Source organism: Cobetia sp. UCD-24C, assembly GCF_001306765.1.
GTDB lineage: Bacteria > Pseudomonadota > Gammaproteobacteria > Pseudomonadales > Halomonadaceae > Cobetia > Cobetia amphilecti.
On sequence record NZ_LJTD01000001.1, the window covers coordinates 19,862 to 35,076 of the forward strand.

A 15,215-nucleotide genomic window follows, 5' to 3' on the forward strand; every position below is an offset into this window, starting at 1 on the left:
ACACCAGCGAAATTGTCCAGAGACACCAACGCCCGGCAGAACCGGGCGTTGGTGTGCAAAGGCAGGCGTTACGGGACTCAGCTCGCGAGGCGATCAAGTCCGCGCGCCAGATCACGCTTGATGTCGTCGAGATCTTCCAGACCGACGGCAATACGCAGCAGGCCCTCTTCGATGCCGGCGGCCGCTTTCTGGTCATCACTGAGACGACCGTGAGTCGTGGTGGCCGGGTGCGTGATGGTGGTCTTCACGTCGCCCAGGTTGCCGGTGATCGACAGGATGCGCGTCGCATCGACTACCGACCAGGCCGCCTCACGGCCGCCCTTGACCACCACCCCCAGCACCGCACCGAAGGCCTTCTGCTGGGCCTTGGCCAGTTCATGCTGCGGATGGCTCTCAAGTCCGGAGTAATGCACCCGCTCGATGGCCGGATGCGCTTCCAGCCAATGTGCCAGCGTCAGCGCGCGTGCACAGTGGGCTTCCATGCGAATGTTCAGCGTCTCCAGGCCCTTGAGGAAGACCCAGGCGTTGAAGGGACTCAGGCACGGCCCGCAGGTACGCACCACGCCATAGACCTCCTCCATCAGCGAGGAGCTTCCGACCACGGCGCCACCCAGCGTCCGACCCTGACCATCGAGATACTTGGTGGCGGAGTGGATGACGATATCGGCACCCAGCGTCAGCGGGCGCTGCAGGGCCGGCGTACAGAAGCAGTTGTCGATGGCGAGCCAGGCGTCGTTTTCATGGGCAAGCGCCGCCAATGCCTTGATATCGCCAAGCTCGGACAGAGGGTTGGATGGCGTCTCAGCGAACAACAGCTTGGTGGCCGGCGTGATCGCGTCGCGCCAGGCGTCCAGGTCCTTCAGTTCGACGAAGCGCGTGGTGATGCCCAGCTTGCCGAAGTACTTGGTGAACAGGCTGACACTCGAACCGAAGATGGAACGCGATGCGACGATTTCATCGCCGGATTCCAGCAACGCCAGCACGGTGGACATGATCGCCGCCATGCCGGAACTGGTCGCCACGCAACGCTCACCGCCTTCCATCGCCGCCAGGCGCTCCTCGAAGAAGCGCACCGTCGGATTGGTGAAGCGCGAGTAGATGTTGCCGGCTTCATCGCCCCCGAACTTGGCTGCGGCCTCAGCGGCGCTGCCATAGACGAAGCTTGAGGTGGTGTAGATGGGCTCGCCGTGTTCCTGCTCGGCACCGCGCAGGTGACCGGCACGGATGGCGAGCGTCTCGAGGCCCAGCTCATCGCGGGAAAGACCGGCGCGGGAAAGATTGTCGTCGTGCATGGTGTCCAGTGCCTCTACTGATGGAATCTACTGCCCTGTGAATCACGATCCAGCGTCACGCGCCGCTGTGACATGTCGCGTCTTCAGCATTTCGGGTCGCGTCGACAGCAAGAAGAAGGAAAAGCGATACGCCAATGTTACCGGTTTTGAACGCGCAACGGGCCCCGGATTTCTCCGGAGCCCGTTGCGGTTCGCTCATCGCGTGATTGCCTGCCGAGGATGGCAGGCAGCCGGATCAGTCGAGATCTTCCGAATCGTTGTGCAGATCCACCACCGCGTGGGTCTCGCCAGCGCTCTTGGCACCATCATTGCGCGAGGCACGCAGATCGTTCAGATAGGCTTCATCGATATCGCCGGTCACGTAGACACCGTCGAACACGGAGCAATCGAACTCATCCAGCGCCGGATTGACTTCACGACAGGCGTCCTTCAGGTCGTCGAGGTCCTGATAGAACAGACGGTCAGCGCCGATCAGGTCCGCGATTTCCTTCTCGGTACGGTCATGGGCGATCAGCTCTTCCGCCGCCGGCATGTCGATGCCGTAGACGTTGGGATAGCGAACCGCCGGTGCTGCCGACGCGAAGTAGACGTTCTTGGCGCCCGCTTCGCGCGCCATCTGGATGATCTCGTTGCAGGTGGTACCGCGCACGATGGAATCGTCCACCAGCAGCACGTTCTTGCCGGCAAATTCGATATCAATGGCGTTGAGCTTCTGACGCACGGACTTCTTGCGCAGTGTCTGACCCGGCATGATGAAGGTACGGCCGATATAGCGGTTCTTCATGAAGCCTTCGCGGTAAGTCACTCCCAGATGCTGGGCCAGCTCGAGGGCGGAGGTACGCGAGGTATCGGGGATCGGAATCACGACATCGATGTCCTGCTCCGGCCATTCCCGCACGATCTTGTCGGCCAGCTTCTCGCCCATGCGCATGCGGGTGCCATAGACGTAGGCACCGTCAAGCAGGGAATCCGGACGCGCCAGATAGACGTGTTCGAAGATGCACGGCTTGAGGACCGGATCATCCGCGCACTGCAGGGTGTGCAGCTCACGCTCCATGTCGATGAATACCGCTTCACCCGGGGCCAGGTCACGGATCAGCTCGAAGCCGGCGACGTCGAGCGCCACGGATTCGGAGGCGATCATGTACTCGACGCCTTCGGCGGAGTCACGCTTGCCGAAACACGCCGGACGGATGCCGTGCGGATCACGGAAAGCGACCAGGCCAGTGCCGTTGATGATCGAGACGGCCGCGTAGCCGCCCTTGCAGCGACGATGCACACGACGCACGGCATCGAACACATCACCGGCACCCAGACGCATGCCCTGCTTGCCCAGCTCGTGAGCGAAGACGTTGAGCAGCACCTCGGAATCGGAGCTGGTGTTGATGTGACGCAGATCAGAGGAGAACAACTCCTGCTTGAGCTGGTCGGAGTTGGTCAGGTTGCCGTTGTGCGCCAGCGTGATGCCGTAAGGCGAGTTGACATAGAACGGCTGTGATTCCGCCTCGCTGGAGGAACCGGCGGTCGGGTAGCGAACATGGCCGATCCCCATGTTGCCCTTGAGACGCTGCATGTGACGAGTGCGGAAGACATCACGCACCAGACCATTGCTCTTGCGCAGCAGGAAACGACCTTCGTGCCAGGTCATCATGCCCGCGGCATCCTGCCCGCGGTGCTGCAATACGGTCAGCGCGTCATACAGCGCCTGGTTGACCGAGGCGTTGGCCATCAAACCTACAATCCCGCACATCCCGTCATTACCTCACTAATACACACTTGGATAGGGAAGCGCACGCTGGCGACTGCCGGCGCCCGTCCATATGGCAATATGAGTGCTCACACGGCGCAATTGTCAGGCCTGCCCCCCATGCAGGCAACACCTGACCGATGGGTCAACCCCTTCGACTGCCCCGCATGAGGCTTCAGCAACGCGTGCCGAATGCCGAAAACGACAACGCCGGGCCACGATGCCCGGCGCTGAAGATCCTGCCTGTCACTGCTCACCACCCGCATTGCGGCTTGGGGCCTCGCCAGCGGTGCTGCCTCTGAGCAACGCCTCCAGCGAGGGCTGGTCCTGCGTGGCATCCTGGCGCGTGAACGACTGCAGCGCCTGCTGGCTGAGGCTGTCGCTCAACGCACGCCCTTCTCGCTGGGCGCTGTCGATCAGACCGCTGGCCTGCTGCTTGAGCCGGGTGCCGCTGGTGGAATCCGGCAGCGACACGCTCTGGCCCCAGTCACCGCCCGTATCCCACTCACGATAGCGAGCCAACGACCAGTCGCGCAGCTGCTCAAGCGTCGGCCGCAGCTGAGCGGCCTGCCAGTCGGCGCTGTCACGCAGGGGCGTCAGCCCCACCACGGCCGTGATCAGCACCAGTATGACCGCCGCGCGCAAGGCGCCGAATACACCGCCGAGCAGACGATTGAAGCCGCCCATGCCGACCGCATGAATCAAGCGTTCCAGCAGGCGCAACATCAGCCCCCAGAGCAGCACGCTCGCGATCACCACCAGCACGAAGCCGACCGCGGTACGGATGCCCGGCGAGGCGATCATCTCTTCGAGCAGGCCTCCCACCTCGGCGCCGAACTGGCGTGCCGCGACCAGTGCCACCAGCCAGCCCGCCAGGCCCAGGGCCTCGCTGAGCAGACCCCGCATCAGCCCCAGCAGTACCGAGATACCGATCAGGCCCAGACATAGCCAATCGATCCAGACCAGCTCGTTCACTCACCCTCCTTGCGTCGCACCAGCAGGCCCTTGATATTGACCTGCTGCTGCAGGCGCGAGCGTGCGGACTCACCGATCTCGGAGGACTTGTACGGGCCGACGAAGACAACGGTCAACTTGCTGCCACGCGGGATCCGGTATGCCGCGAAGCCCTTGCCCTGCAGCTCCTTCTGGAGACGCTCGGCGTTGGCCGGGTCACCGAAGCTGCCGACCTGCACGGCCCAGCCACCGGCGGAAGACGACGGCGCATTCGAGGCTACCGCAGGCTTCGGTTCAGGCTTGGGCGCGGGCTTGGGTTCAGCCTTGGGCTCCGGCTTGGCAGCGGGTTCCGGCTCCGGCTTTGGCTTTGACTGCGGCTCGCTGCTGGCCACAGAGCGGGTCGGCGACAACTGCTCGGCCTCGGCGACACGGCCTTGGGACTCGGAACCGCTGTCACTGCCAGCACCCGGGCCACTGTCACGCACCTTGCCGTTGCTGTCGACGAAGGTGATCGGCACATCCGTGCCGATCTTCAGCTCGCTGGGCGGCTGCGGCTCATCGACGTTGGAGCGATCGATATCCACCGGCTTGCCAAGCGTCATCACCGGACTCGGGCGCTCATCACGGGCCGGCGGCTCATCGAAGAGCATCGGGATGAAGATCACCCCCAACGCCAGCAGGATGACCGCACCGCTGATTCGCTCGCGTTTGCCATATTTCATTGTGACATCTCCCTTGCACCCGAAATCCCGGACCCGCCGCCGGCCTGCATCAGGCCTGGGCGTCGAGCCACATCAATGCTTCACCGACCGTGAAGAAGGAACCACAGACCAATACTTCTCCAGCGGTCGTCTCGCGTGCCAACCATTCGGCTGCAGCGGTGACCGTCTCGCACTCCGCCAGCACCTCACCACCACAGTGGCGGACCGCGGCGGCAAGCTCACTGGACTGGCGGCTACGCTCGCCATCCAGGGTGGCGACGACGAAGCCGTCCACCACCGGTGCCAGCGCCTGAATTACGCCAGCGGCATCCTTGTCGCCCAGCATGGCGAGCAACGCCCGCCGCGGCTGAGTGGCAGGGTCCCGCGAGCAACGCAGGTCATGAGCGGCAAGACGACTGGCCAGATAACTCGCGGCATGCGGGTTATGGCCGACATCCAGACACCAGTCACGCCCGTGACGAGTCAGCCACTGCATGCGCCCCTTGAGCTTGACGCTCGCCATGGCCTGCTGCACGCATTCGGCGTTGAGCTCGATACCTGCCTCGACCAGAGCATTCAGCGCACTGGCCGCATTGTCACGCGGCAAGCCCGGGTCTGGCAGCGCATCGAACGTCAGTGCCGGCGCTGACAGGCGCTGCCATTGCCATTGCGAGGTAGCCGAATGGTCCGTGCTGCCATCCACACTGACCTTCACACTGCTATTCACATTGCCATTTACAAATTCAGCCGCGGCCTGCCAGCGAAAGTCCTGCCACAGCACCTGCGGCGTGACACCCAGCGTGCGAGCATGCGCCGCACAACTGGAAGGCAGCACATCCGAGCCGAACACAGCCGGCTTGCCGGCGCGCAGAATCCCGGCCTTCTCGAAGCCGATGTTCTCGAGGTCGGTGCCAAGAAACGCGGCATGATCCTGTGCGACCGTGATGATCATCGCGACATCACAGTCGATGATGTTGACGGCATCCAGACGTCCGCCCAGGCCGACTTCCAGAATCGCGAGCTGCGGCTGCTGCTGAGCGATCAGCCACAGCCCGGCCAGCGTGCCGGCCTCGAAGTAGGTCAGGCTGATCACGCCCTCGTCATCCACCGGCTCACCACTGGCTGACAGCCCGGAGTGGCGCGCGGAATCGACCTGCTCGAAGGCCGTGACCAATGCCGCATCACTGACGTCGTGGCCATTGAAGCTCAGACGCTCGTTGTAATGCAGCAGGTGCGGAGAGGTGTAGGTGGCGGTGCTCAGCCCGTGGGCACGCCCCAGCGCCTCGAGCATGGCAACCGTCGATCCCTTGCCGTTGGTGCCCGCCACGGTAATGATGCGGCCACCGAGCCGACGCGCACCCGCCCCGACCAGACCGAGACGCCTGGCCACGCACAGCACTCGGGCAAGGCCCATATCGATACTGACGGGGTGCTGATGCTCGAGACGCGTCAGCCACTCATCCAGCGAGAGGCCACGCGGCACGGCATCATGCAGGGGGGAAAGCTGCCACGAAGCGGCATCCAGCGGAGGGAGTGAGGAAGACTGCAGCACCTCATCGGTGCTGCAGCTTGCCGGGGCGGAGCCCTGCTCAGCCATCGCGACGTTCGCCTTGCGGCTTCTCGCTGGTGAAGGTCTCGTCGAGCACGCTGTCCACGGCGGAGCGCGGCTCGGCCGGTGCTTCGACAGTCGCATCCGCCTCGACGGATTCTTCTTCGACGACCGCATCCGCGACCGGCAGATTGGCGGCGTTGACCGGCATGCCCTGCAGCTTGAGCAGGATGCTGGACAGGCGCTCACGCATCTCGCGGCGGTGGATGATCATGTCGACGGCGCCATGCTCGAGCAGGAACTCGGAGCGCTGGAAGCCTTCCGGCAGCTTCTCACGCACGGTCTGCTCGATGACACGCGGACCGGCAAAGCCGATCAGGGCGTTCGGCTCGGCGACATTCAGGTCACCCAGCATCGCCAGCGACGCAGAGACGCCACCGAAGACCGGATCGGTCAGCACGCTGATGTACGGCACGCCAGCCTGCTTGAGCTTTTCAAGCGCCGCGGAGGTCTTGGCCATCTGCATCAGGGAGAACAAGGCTTCCTGCATGCGAGCACCACCGGAGGCGGCGAAGCAGACCAGCGGGATGTTCTCGGCCAGCGCAAGCTCTGCTGCACGCACGAACTTCTCGCCGACGATGGCACCCATGGAGCCACCCATGAAGCTGAACTCGAAGGCCACGGCCACGACCGGCTGACCGGAGAGCGCACCGCGCATGGCGACCAGTGCATCCTTCTCGGAGGTCTGCTTCTGGGCAGCGCTCAGGCGATCCTTGTACTTCTTGGAGTCGCGGAACTTGAGGCGATCGACCGGCTCGAGATCCGCCGCGATTTCCTCGCGGCCTTCGCTGTCGAGGAACCAGGACAGACGCGCACGCGCAGTGAGACGCAGGTGATGGTCACACTTCGGGCAGACGTTGTCGTGCTTGGTCAGCTCCGGAAGGTACAGGACTGCTTCGCACTTGGGGCATTTACGCCACAGGCCGTCAGGAATGGAGGTACGCCGATCCTTGCGTTGGATACGGCTCATTGACGGCACAATCTTGTCAAGCCAGCTCATGGTGGGGAGGCTTCCGTTTTGCTGCTGTTCTGGGCACCGCTCGACGACTGTCGGCGGCCATGCGAGTTGGCACATATTCCAGGGCGTTCACGCCCCGGCAATATGGCGGGCAGCTACCATCACAGGGCAGTGCCAATGGAAAAGACCGTGCAACCCATTGGTCGTACGGCCACTTTTCCGAATTCTGGGGGTCATTGTAGCGGCTTCGCCCCCCTTGCGGGTAGTGCGAGATGCCAATTGAGCGTTGCGGCCCTCGCCGCTTGGGACGAAAGCAATGCAAGGGCCACAACGCTTGCCGGAAAATCAGCGCTGATGGCGGACTGCCTGACAGAATGCCTGCATGCGCTCGGCACTCTTTTCGCCGGGCGCGGCTTCCACACCACCAGAGACGTCGACCGCGTAAGGGGCGACCTGCGCCACCGCCGCAGCGACATTGCCTGACTCGAGACCCCCGGCCAGGATGACCGGCAGCGGCAGATCGGCCGGGATGCGCGACCAGTCGAAGGTCTCGCCGGTGCCACCGGGCACGCCGGGACGATAGGCATCCAGCAACAGGCCACGCGCGTCATGGTAGCGCACCGCCTGCGCGGCGAGATCGATCCCGTCACGCATGCGCAACGCCTTGATATAGGGCCGCCCAGCCGCCCGGCACTGCTCCGGCGTCTCATTGCCATGCAACTGGAGCAGATCGAGATGCGGTGCCGCCGCGGCAATCTCTTCGGCGCTGGCATCCACGAACAGGCCGACCCGCGTCACGAAGGCCGGCACGCACGCGGCAAGCTCGGCCAGCCGCGCCACATCGACCGCACGCTTGCTGCCCGGCCACAGCACGAAGCCCAGCGCATCGGCCCCTGCTGCCACGGCGTCGCGGATATCCTGCTCTCGCGTCAAACCACAGATCTTGATCCGGGTACGCTGGCTCGCTCGAGCGCTCATCTCGGTCATGGGATCACTCCGTTCAACGTGAGGATTCATTCTGGGTGGCAGCCGTCAGCGTGTCATCCTCGGCGCCTGCCGCAGGAATCGCTTGTTCATGCTCGCGACTGAGGCGCTCGGCTTCACGGGCCACGTTGGCCAGCCGGATGGCCTCCTGCTCACTGAGCTTGCCTGCCGCACGCGCCTCTTCGGCACCCTCGGCCTCGGCACGCGCCATGCGTGAGCGCACCATCGGGCAGTCCGGCAACGGACGCTCGCCCGTCCACTCGCCAAGATGTGCGACCAGACCAGGCCCCAGGGGCTCCTTGGGCAGCGCATAGCGCGGCGGATAGATGACATCGACGAAGTGAAGCCCTGTCGCCGCTGCCGTCGCGCTCGAGCGCGTGCGATCTCCCCCGCGCATCAGCTCGACGATCCACTCGACAGGCTTCTCGCCACGCCCGATGGCCATCAAGGTGCCCGCGATATTGCGCACCATGTGATGCAGGAAGGCATTGGCCTGGATATCGATCATGACGATATGGCCATGGCGACTGACTTCAATGAAGTGCACGTGGCGGCGCGGCGAGCGCGACTGACAGCCTGCGGCGCGGAACGCCGAGAAATCCAGCTCGCCCACCAGGTGCACCGCCGCAGCCTGCATGTCGGCGACATTGAGCGGCTCGCGACACCAGGTAACATTGTTGCGCTCCATCACCGGCCGAAACGGCTGGTTGATGGTCATGTAACGATAGCGACGGGCGATGGCGCTGAAACGCGCGTGGAAATCATCGGGCACCGGCACGGCCCAATGAATCCCGATATCGGGGGGAAGGTTGACGTTACCGCCCATGCGCCAGGCCTTGCGACTGCGGCCCACGGGGGTATCGAAATGCACGACCTGACGCACGGCATGCACACCGGAATCGGTGCGGCCACTGCAATGCACGGTAATCGGTGTGGAGGCGACCTTGGACAAGGCCTTCTCGAGCGCTTCCTGCACGGAGGGGGCGTGGCTCAGACGCTGCCAGCCACAATAGCGGGTGCCATCATATTCAACGCCCAGAGCAATGCGCCCCGGGCGTTTCTCGTTATCATCCAACGGTGTAAAAAAGGGCATCAGGTCAGACCAAAGCGCTCCATCAACGCCAGCGCCTCTTCACGGACCATGTCATCACTGGCAGTAGCGAGCGGCTCAAGCAGCGCAGCCGCCTGATCATCATCGCCCTCCACCAACAACTGACGGGCTTCCTCGAGCTGTTGGAATGCCACGGTATCCTGGGCGCCAGCCCCAAACCCTGCCGACTCGACAGAGGGATAGGCATTATCCTGATCCCCAGACTCGAACGCCACTTCCTCGACCTCGAATTCCGAGATATCCCGCCGCGGCACGTCTACCTCTTCCAGCGTCATGCTATCCAGTGACGGCAACTCGTCCATGCCATCGACTGCGACTGCGGCTGACGGCTTGCTGGACGCTTCATACGGCTTCTGGCTCGCAGCGCTGCCTTCACTTGCGCCACTGCTCTCACTTGCAGCACCGTTCTGCTCGCTCGCGGCACCGCTCTCGATCGCGGCGTTGTCATCCAGCTCTTCACGCAGCGAGGTGAACTCGACGGACTCGCCCTTGAGCGCGCTATCCGCCGCCTTGGATGCCGCGACATCAGTACCCTTCTCACCATCAGCGTGACCAGCATCTCCCAGCGTCAATTCCGGCGCCTGGTAATCGATCACGTTGTCGCTGTTGAAGTGGCTCTCACGCACGGGCGCCTTCTCGAGGTCCTCGCCCTTGAGGCCCGGTTCGAACGCGACGCCTTGATCGGGAGCGTGCTCGACCAGCGGTTCGCTCACGCCGTCACTGGCACTGGCATGCGATTCGCTGTCAGACAGCGCGCTAGCATCTTCCGGGTCATCAAGGGAGGCGCCAGAACCCGTGACGGATGCATCAGCCGGGCCGTGAGCCGCATCATCGGCCTTGTCACGCCCTTCAAGCGGCGTGCGAGGCGCTGCCGCCTGCTGGCTTGCCACCCCCGACAGATAGGAGACCTTGCGCCCCACCTGACTCGCACCGCCGCCTGCGACAGCACGCAGCGCACTGCTTGAGACGCTGTAGCGATCCAGCAGCGCCTGAGCCTCGAAACGCTCTTCCTCATTGCCGGCCGCCAGCACCTGCTCACCTTCATGATGCAGGGCTTCGGCGTTGCCAAGCTCGCCATGGACTCCCATCAGCTTGAGGCGCAGGTCCTGGCGTGCGGGATCTTCGACCAGACCGGCTTCCAGCAGGGCCTGAGCCTGATCGAAGCGGCCGTAGGCGATGAAGATGTCCGCCTCGCTGATCGCAGCCGCTTCCGGCTGGGAGAGCGGCTCGAGACTACCGGAACCCCGGCGCGCCGCCACGTTGGCATCTTCAGACGCGGATGACTTGTGACCCGCGGCAGCAGCGGCAGTCGAGGCCGCAAAGGTATCCGGGAAGACGCGCGGCTTGTCCTGGTCGGGCTCTTCATTGCCGCGGACCGCATCGGCAAAGCTCATGTTCTCATCGCCCCCGGAACCGGAGCGGCGACGCAACAACAGCAGCAACAGAAGCAGCAATGCCCCGGCCGCCCCACCGACGATAGCCAGGTTGTCCTGCACCCACTGCCAGGTCGCCTGGGGCCACGGCTGCTTGGGCAACACCAGGTTGCCCTCGCCGTCGCGCGGCTGACCGAGGTCCACCCCGGCGGCGATCAGGCTTTCCGGCAACGCCAACGGCGAGATGCCACTGTTGACGAGCAGACGATTCTGTTTGGCGAGCAGCACCTTGGCCGTCTCGAGCTGCTCGGTACGCTCTGCCAGCGACGCTCGCAGCTCGCCGACTTCATTGCGCAGGGAGGCCACTTCGCTGCGCAGGTCATCACGCTCCTGCTCCAGCTGATCGAGGCGTTGCTGATTGGTCAGCAGCTGATCTTCCAGCGACTCGAGGCGATCGGACAGTTCATCGATTGCCTGCTGACTACCCGCCGAGATCTGACCACTGGCTGCCGCCGCCTTGGGCTTGCTGCCGTCTTCATCCAGCAGCGTCAGACGCGGCTTGCCGTCGGCACCCGCGCTGGCGGGCCCGCTCGGTGCGGCCGTGGCCGCAGGCGCAGCACTGGCGGAGGGCTCGTTCGATGTGCTGGCCGCAGCGGTTTTCTTGCTGGCCGGAGCCGGCACGGTCTTGCCCTGCGCGCCCGCGACCCACTGCTGATACTGCTGACGCACTTCCTTGTCAGCCTCGGTACGCGAACGTCCCAACATGGTGCTGCGGTCCGGCACGCTCAGCACCACTCCCGCACGCAGCTTGTTGATGTTGCCGCCCGGGAAGGCCCTGGGGTTGGCTTCCTGAATCGCCAGCATCGCCTGACGGATGCTGACACTGGCATCCGGACGCACGCGACGCGCGATCGTCCACAGCGAATCACCGTTGCGCACCTTGATGCTGGAGGGCGGCGTGCTGGATGACGCACTGCGCGAGGCAGCCTGGCTGGGCTGGGCATTGTCGCGGAACACCACGGAACGCGTCGGCGAGGAATCGTTGGTGGCCAGCGGGCGCGAGCGCGCTCCGGCAGGTGTCACCAATGACGGCTGACTCGAATAGCCCGCCGGATCGAACAACAGGGTCACCTGACGCTGCAGCTTGCCATTGGGCCATTCGACATCCAGCAGCAGGTCCACATAGGGCTCACGTACCGCGCCATTGGTGGACAGCTGGAGGTAGTATCGCCCACCCTGCTGCTTGACGGCAACCTTGATGTCATCGCTGACATAGCTGCGATCGACGCCCGCTCGCGTAAAGGCGGCAGAATCGGCAACGCCGGCCTTGATGAGGCTGGCATCGAGGCCCGAGGTATCCGTGAGGCCGATGCGCGCGTCCAGTGGCTGATTCAGATTCGAGCGCAACTGCGGCGATTCCATGCCGACTGCCAAGGCCTGAGCACTGTAGACGGCGAACGACACCGCCAGTGCGAGAGGAAGCTTGCGTCCCATTGAGTGTCCCTTCGTATGCGGCCGAATCATTGCCCGGCCTGCGCATTATGTTACGTATACTTACACAAGATACCAGAGAGTCCGTCCCAAGAGTGCGGGAAGCCATTGGCAAAGTGGAAAAAGTTTCAACGATAGAGTGACGGCCCACGATCGACAAAGGCCGCAGAGGCGTCATATCGCGAGTGACCAGCTCGACGATATCCCTTTACGATACCCGTAAAAAACACCTCCCTGCCATCATGCATCAAAAGCGCCAGTCAAAATCGCAAAAAATGCGCAGGAAAGACTGAGATATCTGGTGCTCGCCGTGACATCAGTGACCTATCTCTTACCTGGAATCACCGACCTTCCAAGACGTAACGTGCAAAAGAGAAACGCCCTCGACTCCAGAGAGCCGAGGGCGCTTTCAGGTCAGGCTCGCAATGAACCCGACGACATGCTGCTACACAGTGCGATCAGGCCGCGCGATGTTCACGCAGGATGGTCAGCATGCGCTTGAGCGGCTCCGCGGCCCCCCACAGCAGCTGGTCACCGACACTGAAGGCGGACAGGTATTCGCCCCCCATCGCCAGCTTGCGCAGACGGCCGACCGGTACGGTCAGGGTGCCGGTCGCAGCGGCCGGCGTCAGGTGCTTGAGGCTGTCTTCCTTGGTATTGGCGACGACCTTGACCCAGTCGTTGTGCTTGGCCAGGCGGTCCTCGATCTCGTCCAGCGGCACGTCCTGCTTGAGCTTGACGGTGAAGGCCTGGGAGTGGGAACGCATCGCACCGATACGCACGCACAGCCCATCGATCATGATCGGGTTGCCTTGGCTGTCGAGAATCTTGTTGGCCTCGACACCGGCCTTCCACTCCTCGCGGGTCTGACCGGACTCCATCGCGGAATCGATCCACGGCAGCAGCGAGCCGGCCAGCGGCGCACCAAACTGCTGGGTCGCGAAGTCATCGCCGCGCATGGTGGCGGTCACCTTGCGGTCGATGTCGAGGATGGCGCTGGCCGGGTCCGCAAGCTCGGAGGCCACGCTGCCATTGAGCTGGCCCATCTGGGTCAGCAGCTCACGCATATGGCGCGCACCGCTGCCGGAAGCCGCCTGGTAGCTCATGGAGGTCATCCACTCGACCATGCCGGCCTCGAACAGGCCGCCCAGGCCCATCAGCATCAGGCTGACGGTGCAGTTGCCGCCGACGAAGGTGTTGGCACCGGCGCCGATCTTCTGATCGATCACGTGACGGTTGACCGGGTCCAGCACCAGCACGGCGTCCTTGTCCATGCGCAGGGTGGAGGCCGCATCGATCCAGTCGCCTTTCCAGCCGGCTTCGCGCAGCGGGCCGAACACCTGCTTGGTGTAGTCGCCGCCCTGACAGGTGACGATGACATCCAGCGCCTTCAGCTCATTGATGTCATTGGCATCCTTGAGCGCCGGCACCGGCGTGCCCACGTCAGGACCGGGCTGACCGACCTGAGAGGTGGAGAAGAATACCGGCTCGATACCGGCGAAATCGTTGTCATCACGCATGCGCTGCATCAGCACGGAACCGACCATGCCACGCCAACCGACAAATCCGACTTTCAACATGCTTGTTCTCCTTGTTCATGCACGGCCGGGAGCATGGAAGACACCACCGCTCCCGACACAGGAATGACCCGCAGCGAGCACAGGCAACTCACACGAGGCGAGCCTTGCCCAACGCTCCAGCCGCAGGTCCTGACATGAGAACCCGGCGACGCACGCCGAGCTCCCCCATGATCATCGCGTGAACGCCGCTGACTTGCGGCGTTCACGCGGGTCTTGCCTTACGCCTGGGTCTTGAAGGCGGCCAGCACGGCATCACCCATCTCGGAGGTGGAGACCTTGCGCGTCCCGGCGTAGGCGATGTCGGCAGTGCGCAGCCCTTCATCCAGCACCACGCCGACCGCCTTCTCGATGCGCTCGGCCCAGGCGGCTTCGTTGAGCGAGTAGCGCAGCATCATGGCCACCGACAGAATGGTCGCCAGCGGGTTGGCGATGCCCTGACCCGCGATGTCCGGCGCGCTGCCGTGGCACGGCTCATACATGCCCTGACCACCCGCATTCAGCGAGGCGGACGGCAGCATGCCGATGGAGCCGGTCAACATCGCGGCCTCATCCGACAGGATGTCACCGAACATGTTGCCGGTGACCACCACATCGAACTGCTTCGGAGCACGCACCAGCTGCATGGCGGCGTTGTCGACGTACATGTGCGACAGCTCGACATCCGGGTAGTCGGCGGAGATGCGTTCCATCACGTCACGCCACAGCATGGTGACTTCCAGCACGTTGGCCTTGTCGACGCTGCACAGCTTCTTGTTGCGCTTCTGCGCCATCTCGAAGGCGGTGCGACCGATGCGCTCGATCTCGGACTCGGAGTAGACGTAGGTGTTGTAACCGACCTGCTGACCATCACGTGTCTCGATGCCACGCGGCTGACCGAAGTAGATGCCGCCGGTCAGCTCACGCACGATCATGATATCCAGACCGGACACCACTTCCGGCTTGAGGCTGGAGGCCTCGGCCAGCTGCGGGTAGAGAATCGCCGGACGCAGATTGGCGAACAGCTCGAGCTCCTTGCGCAGCCCCAGCAGGCCGCGTTCCGGGCGCAGCGAGATGTCCTCGAGCTTGTCCCACTGCGGACCACCGACTGCGCCGAGCAGGATGGCATCCGCCGCCTTGGCCGCCTCCAGCGTTTCCGCCGGCAGCGGGTGACCGGCCGCGTCATACCCTGCACCACCGACCTTGCCTTCGCTCAGCGTGATGTCCAGACCTTCGCTGCGGGCGGCTTCAAGGATCTTCACGGCTTCGGCAGTGATTTCCGGGCCAATGCCATCACCGGGCAGAATCAGGATATTGCGGCTCATCTGGAACTCTCCTTGGGCCGGAAGTCTTCCGGCGAGACCGACGGTTCACCGTCGGTGCTGAGACTGGGCTCGCCGCCATTCTGGACGGCGAGCCATGACGAATATGTTGCGATG

11 protein-coding genes are annotated in these 15,215 nt (G+C 63.9%); all 11 read right to left on the reverse strand.

The window, feature by feature from the left end; all coding sequences use genetic code 11:
* Positions 1-77: 77 nt before the first annotated feature.
* A complete protein-coding gene (locus AOG28_RS00095; protein WP_043336917.1) occupies positions 78-1,292 on the reverse strand; it encodes an O-succinylhomoserine sulfhydrylase in 1,215 nt (404 codons plus the stop codon).
* A gap of 235 nt (positions 1,293-1,527) precedes the next feature.
* Complete coding sequence (gene purF, locus AOG28_RS00100) at positions 1,528-3,042, reverse strand: amidophosphoribosyltransferase (RefSeq protein WP_043336916.1); 1,515 nt, start codon at positions 3,040-3,042, stop codon at positions 1,528-1,530.
* 243 nt (positions 3,043-3,285) lie between these two features.
* Positions 3,286-4,014 carry a CvpA family protein gene (locus AOG28_RS00105; protein WP_054554928.1) on the reverse strand — a complete coding sequence of 243 codons (729 nt, stop codon included), beginning with the start codon at positions 4,012-4,014 and terminating at the stop codon, positions 3,286-3,288.
* Positions 4,011-4,715 carry an SPOR domain-containing protein gene (locus AOG28_RS00110; protein ID WP_054554929.1) on the reverse strand — a complete coding sequence of 235 codons (705 nt, stop codon included), beginning with the start codon at positions 4,713-4,715 and terminating at the stop codon, positions 4,011-4,013. Before AOG28_RS00110 ends, AOG28_RS00105 begins: the two co-directional genes overlap by 4 nt.
* A 49-nt stretch (positions 4,716-4,764) precedes the next feature.
* A complete protein-coding gene (locus tag AOG28_RS00115; protein WP_082388089.1) occupies positions 4,765-6,291 on the reverse strand; it encodes a bifunctional folylpolyglutamate synthase/dihydrofolate synthase in 1,527 nt (508 codons plus the stop codon).
* Positions 6,284-7,303: an acetyl-CoA carboxylase, carboxyltransferase subunit beta gene (gene accD / locus AOG28_RS00120; RefSeq protein ID WP_043336910.1), complete on the reverse strand. Its 1,020-nt coding sequence runs from the start codon at positions 7,301-7,303 to the stop codon at positions 6,284-6,286. The genes AOG28_RS00115 and accD overlap by 8 nt, the downstream gene beginning before the upstream one ends.
* Before the next feature lie 303 nt (positions 7,304-7,606).
* Positions 7,607-8,239, reverse strand: coding sequence for a phosphoribosylanthranilate isomerase (locus AOG28_RS00125; protein WP_054555160.1), 633 nt, complete (start codon positions 8,237-8,239; stop codon positions 7,607-7,609).
* 22 nt (positions 8,240-8,261) lie between these two features.
* Entirely contained in the window at positions 8,262-9,338 is a 1,077-nt protein-coding gene (gene truA, locus AOG28_RS00130) for a tRNA pseudouridine(38-40) synthase TruA (RefSeq protein WP_082388091.1), read from the reverse strand.
* Positions 9,338-12,223 carry a type IV pilus assembly protein FimV gene (locus AOG28_RS00135; RefSeq protein WP_054554930.1) on the reverse strand — a complete coding sequence of 962 codons (2,886 nt, stop codon included), beginning with the start codon at positions 12,221-12,223 and terminating at the stop codon, positions 9,338-9,340. The genes truA and AOG28_RS00135 overlap by 1 nt, the downstream gene beginning before the upstream one ends.
* 455 nt (positions 12,224-12,678) lie before the next feature.
* Positions 12,679-13,800, reverse strand: coding sequence for an aspartate-semialdehyde dehydrogenase (gene asd, locus AOG28_RS00140; protein ID WP_054554931.1), 1,122 nt, complete (start codon positions 13,798-13,800; stop codon positions 12,679-12,681).
* A gap of 218 nt (positions 13,801-14,018) precedes the next feature.
* Complete coding sequence (gene leuB, locus AOG28_RS00145) at positions 14,019-15,101, reverse strand: 3-isopropylmalate dehydrogenase (protein WP_054554932.1); 1,083 nt, start codon at positions 15,099-15,101, stop codon at positions 14,019-14,021.
* Positions 15,102-15,215 lie beyond the last annotated feature (114 nt).

What these genes read in the sequence shown, in the direction of transcription:
- AOG28_RS00095 (WP_043336917.1), bottom strand. Translation starts at nt 1,292, where the DNA reads ATGCACGACGACAATCTTTCCCGCGCCGGTCTTTCCCGCGATGAGCTG.
- purF (WP_043336916.1), bottom strand. Translation starts at nt 3,042, where the DNA reads ATGTGCGGGATTGTAGGTTTGATGGCCAACGCCTCGGTCAACCAGGCG.
- AOG28_RS00110 (WP_054554929.1), bottom strand. Translation starts at nt 4,715, where the DNA reads ATGAAATATGGCAAACGCGAGCGAATCAGCGGTGCGGTCATCCTGCTG.
- AOG28_RS00115 (WP_082388089.1), bottom strand. Translation starts at nt 6,291, where the DNA reads ATGGCTGAGCAGGGCTCCGCCCCGGCAAGCTGCAGCACCGATGAGGTG.
- accD (WP_043336910.1), bottom strand. Translation starts at nt 7,303, where the DNA reads ATGAGCTGGCTTGACAAGATTGTGCCGTCAATGAGCCGTATCCAACGC.
- AOG28_RS00125 (WP_054555160.1), bottom strand. Translation starts at nt 8,239, where the DNA reads ATGAGCGCTCGAGCGAGCCAGCGTACCCGGATCAAGATCTGTGGTTTG.
- truA (WP_082388091.1), bottom strand. Translation starts at nt 9,338, where the DNA reads ATGCCCTTTTTTACACCGTTGGATGATAACGAGAAACGCCCGGGGCGC.
- AOG28_RS00135 (WP_054554930.1), bottom strand. Translation starts at nt 12,223, where the DNA reads ATGGGACGCAAGCTTCCTCTCGCACTGGCGGTGTCGTTCGCCGTCTAC.
- asd (WP_054554931.1), bottom strand. Translation starts at nt 13,800, where the DNA reads ATGTTGAAAGTCGGATTTGTCGGTTGGCGTGGCATGGTCGGTTCCGTG.
- leuB (WP_054554932.1), bottom strand. Translation starts at nt 15,101, where the DNA reads ATGAGCCGCAATATCCTGATTCTGCCCGGTGATGGCATTGGCCCGGAA.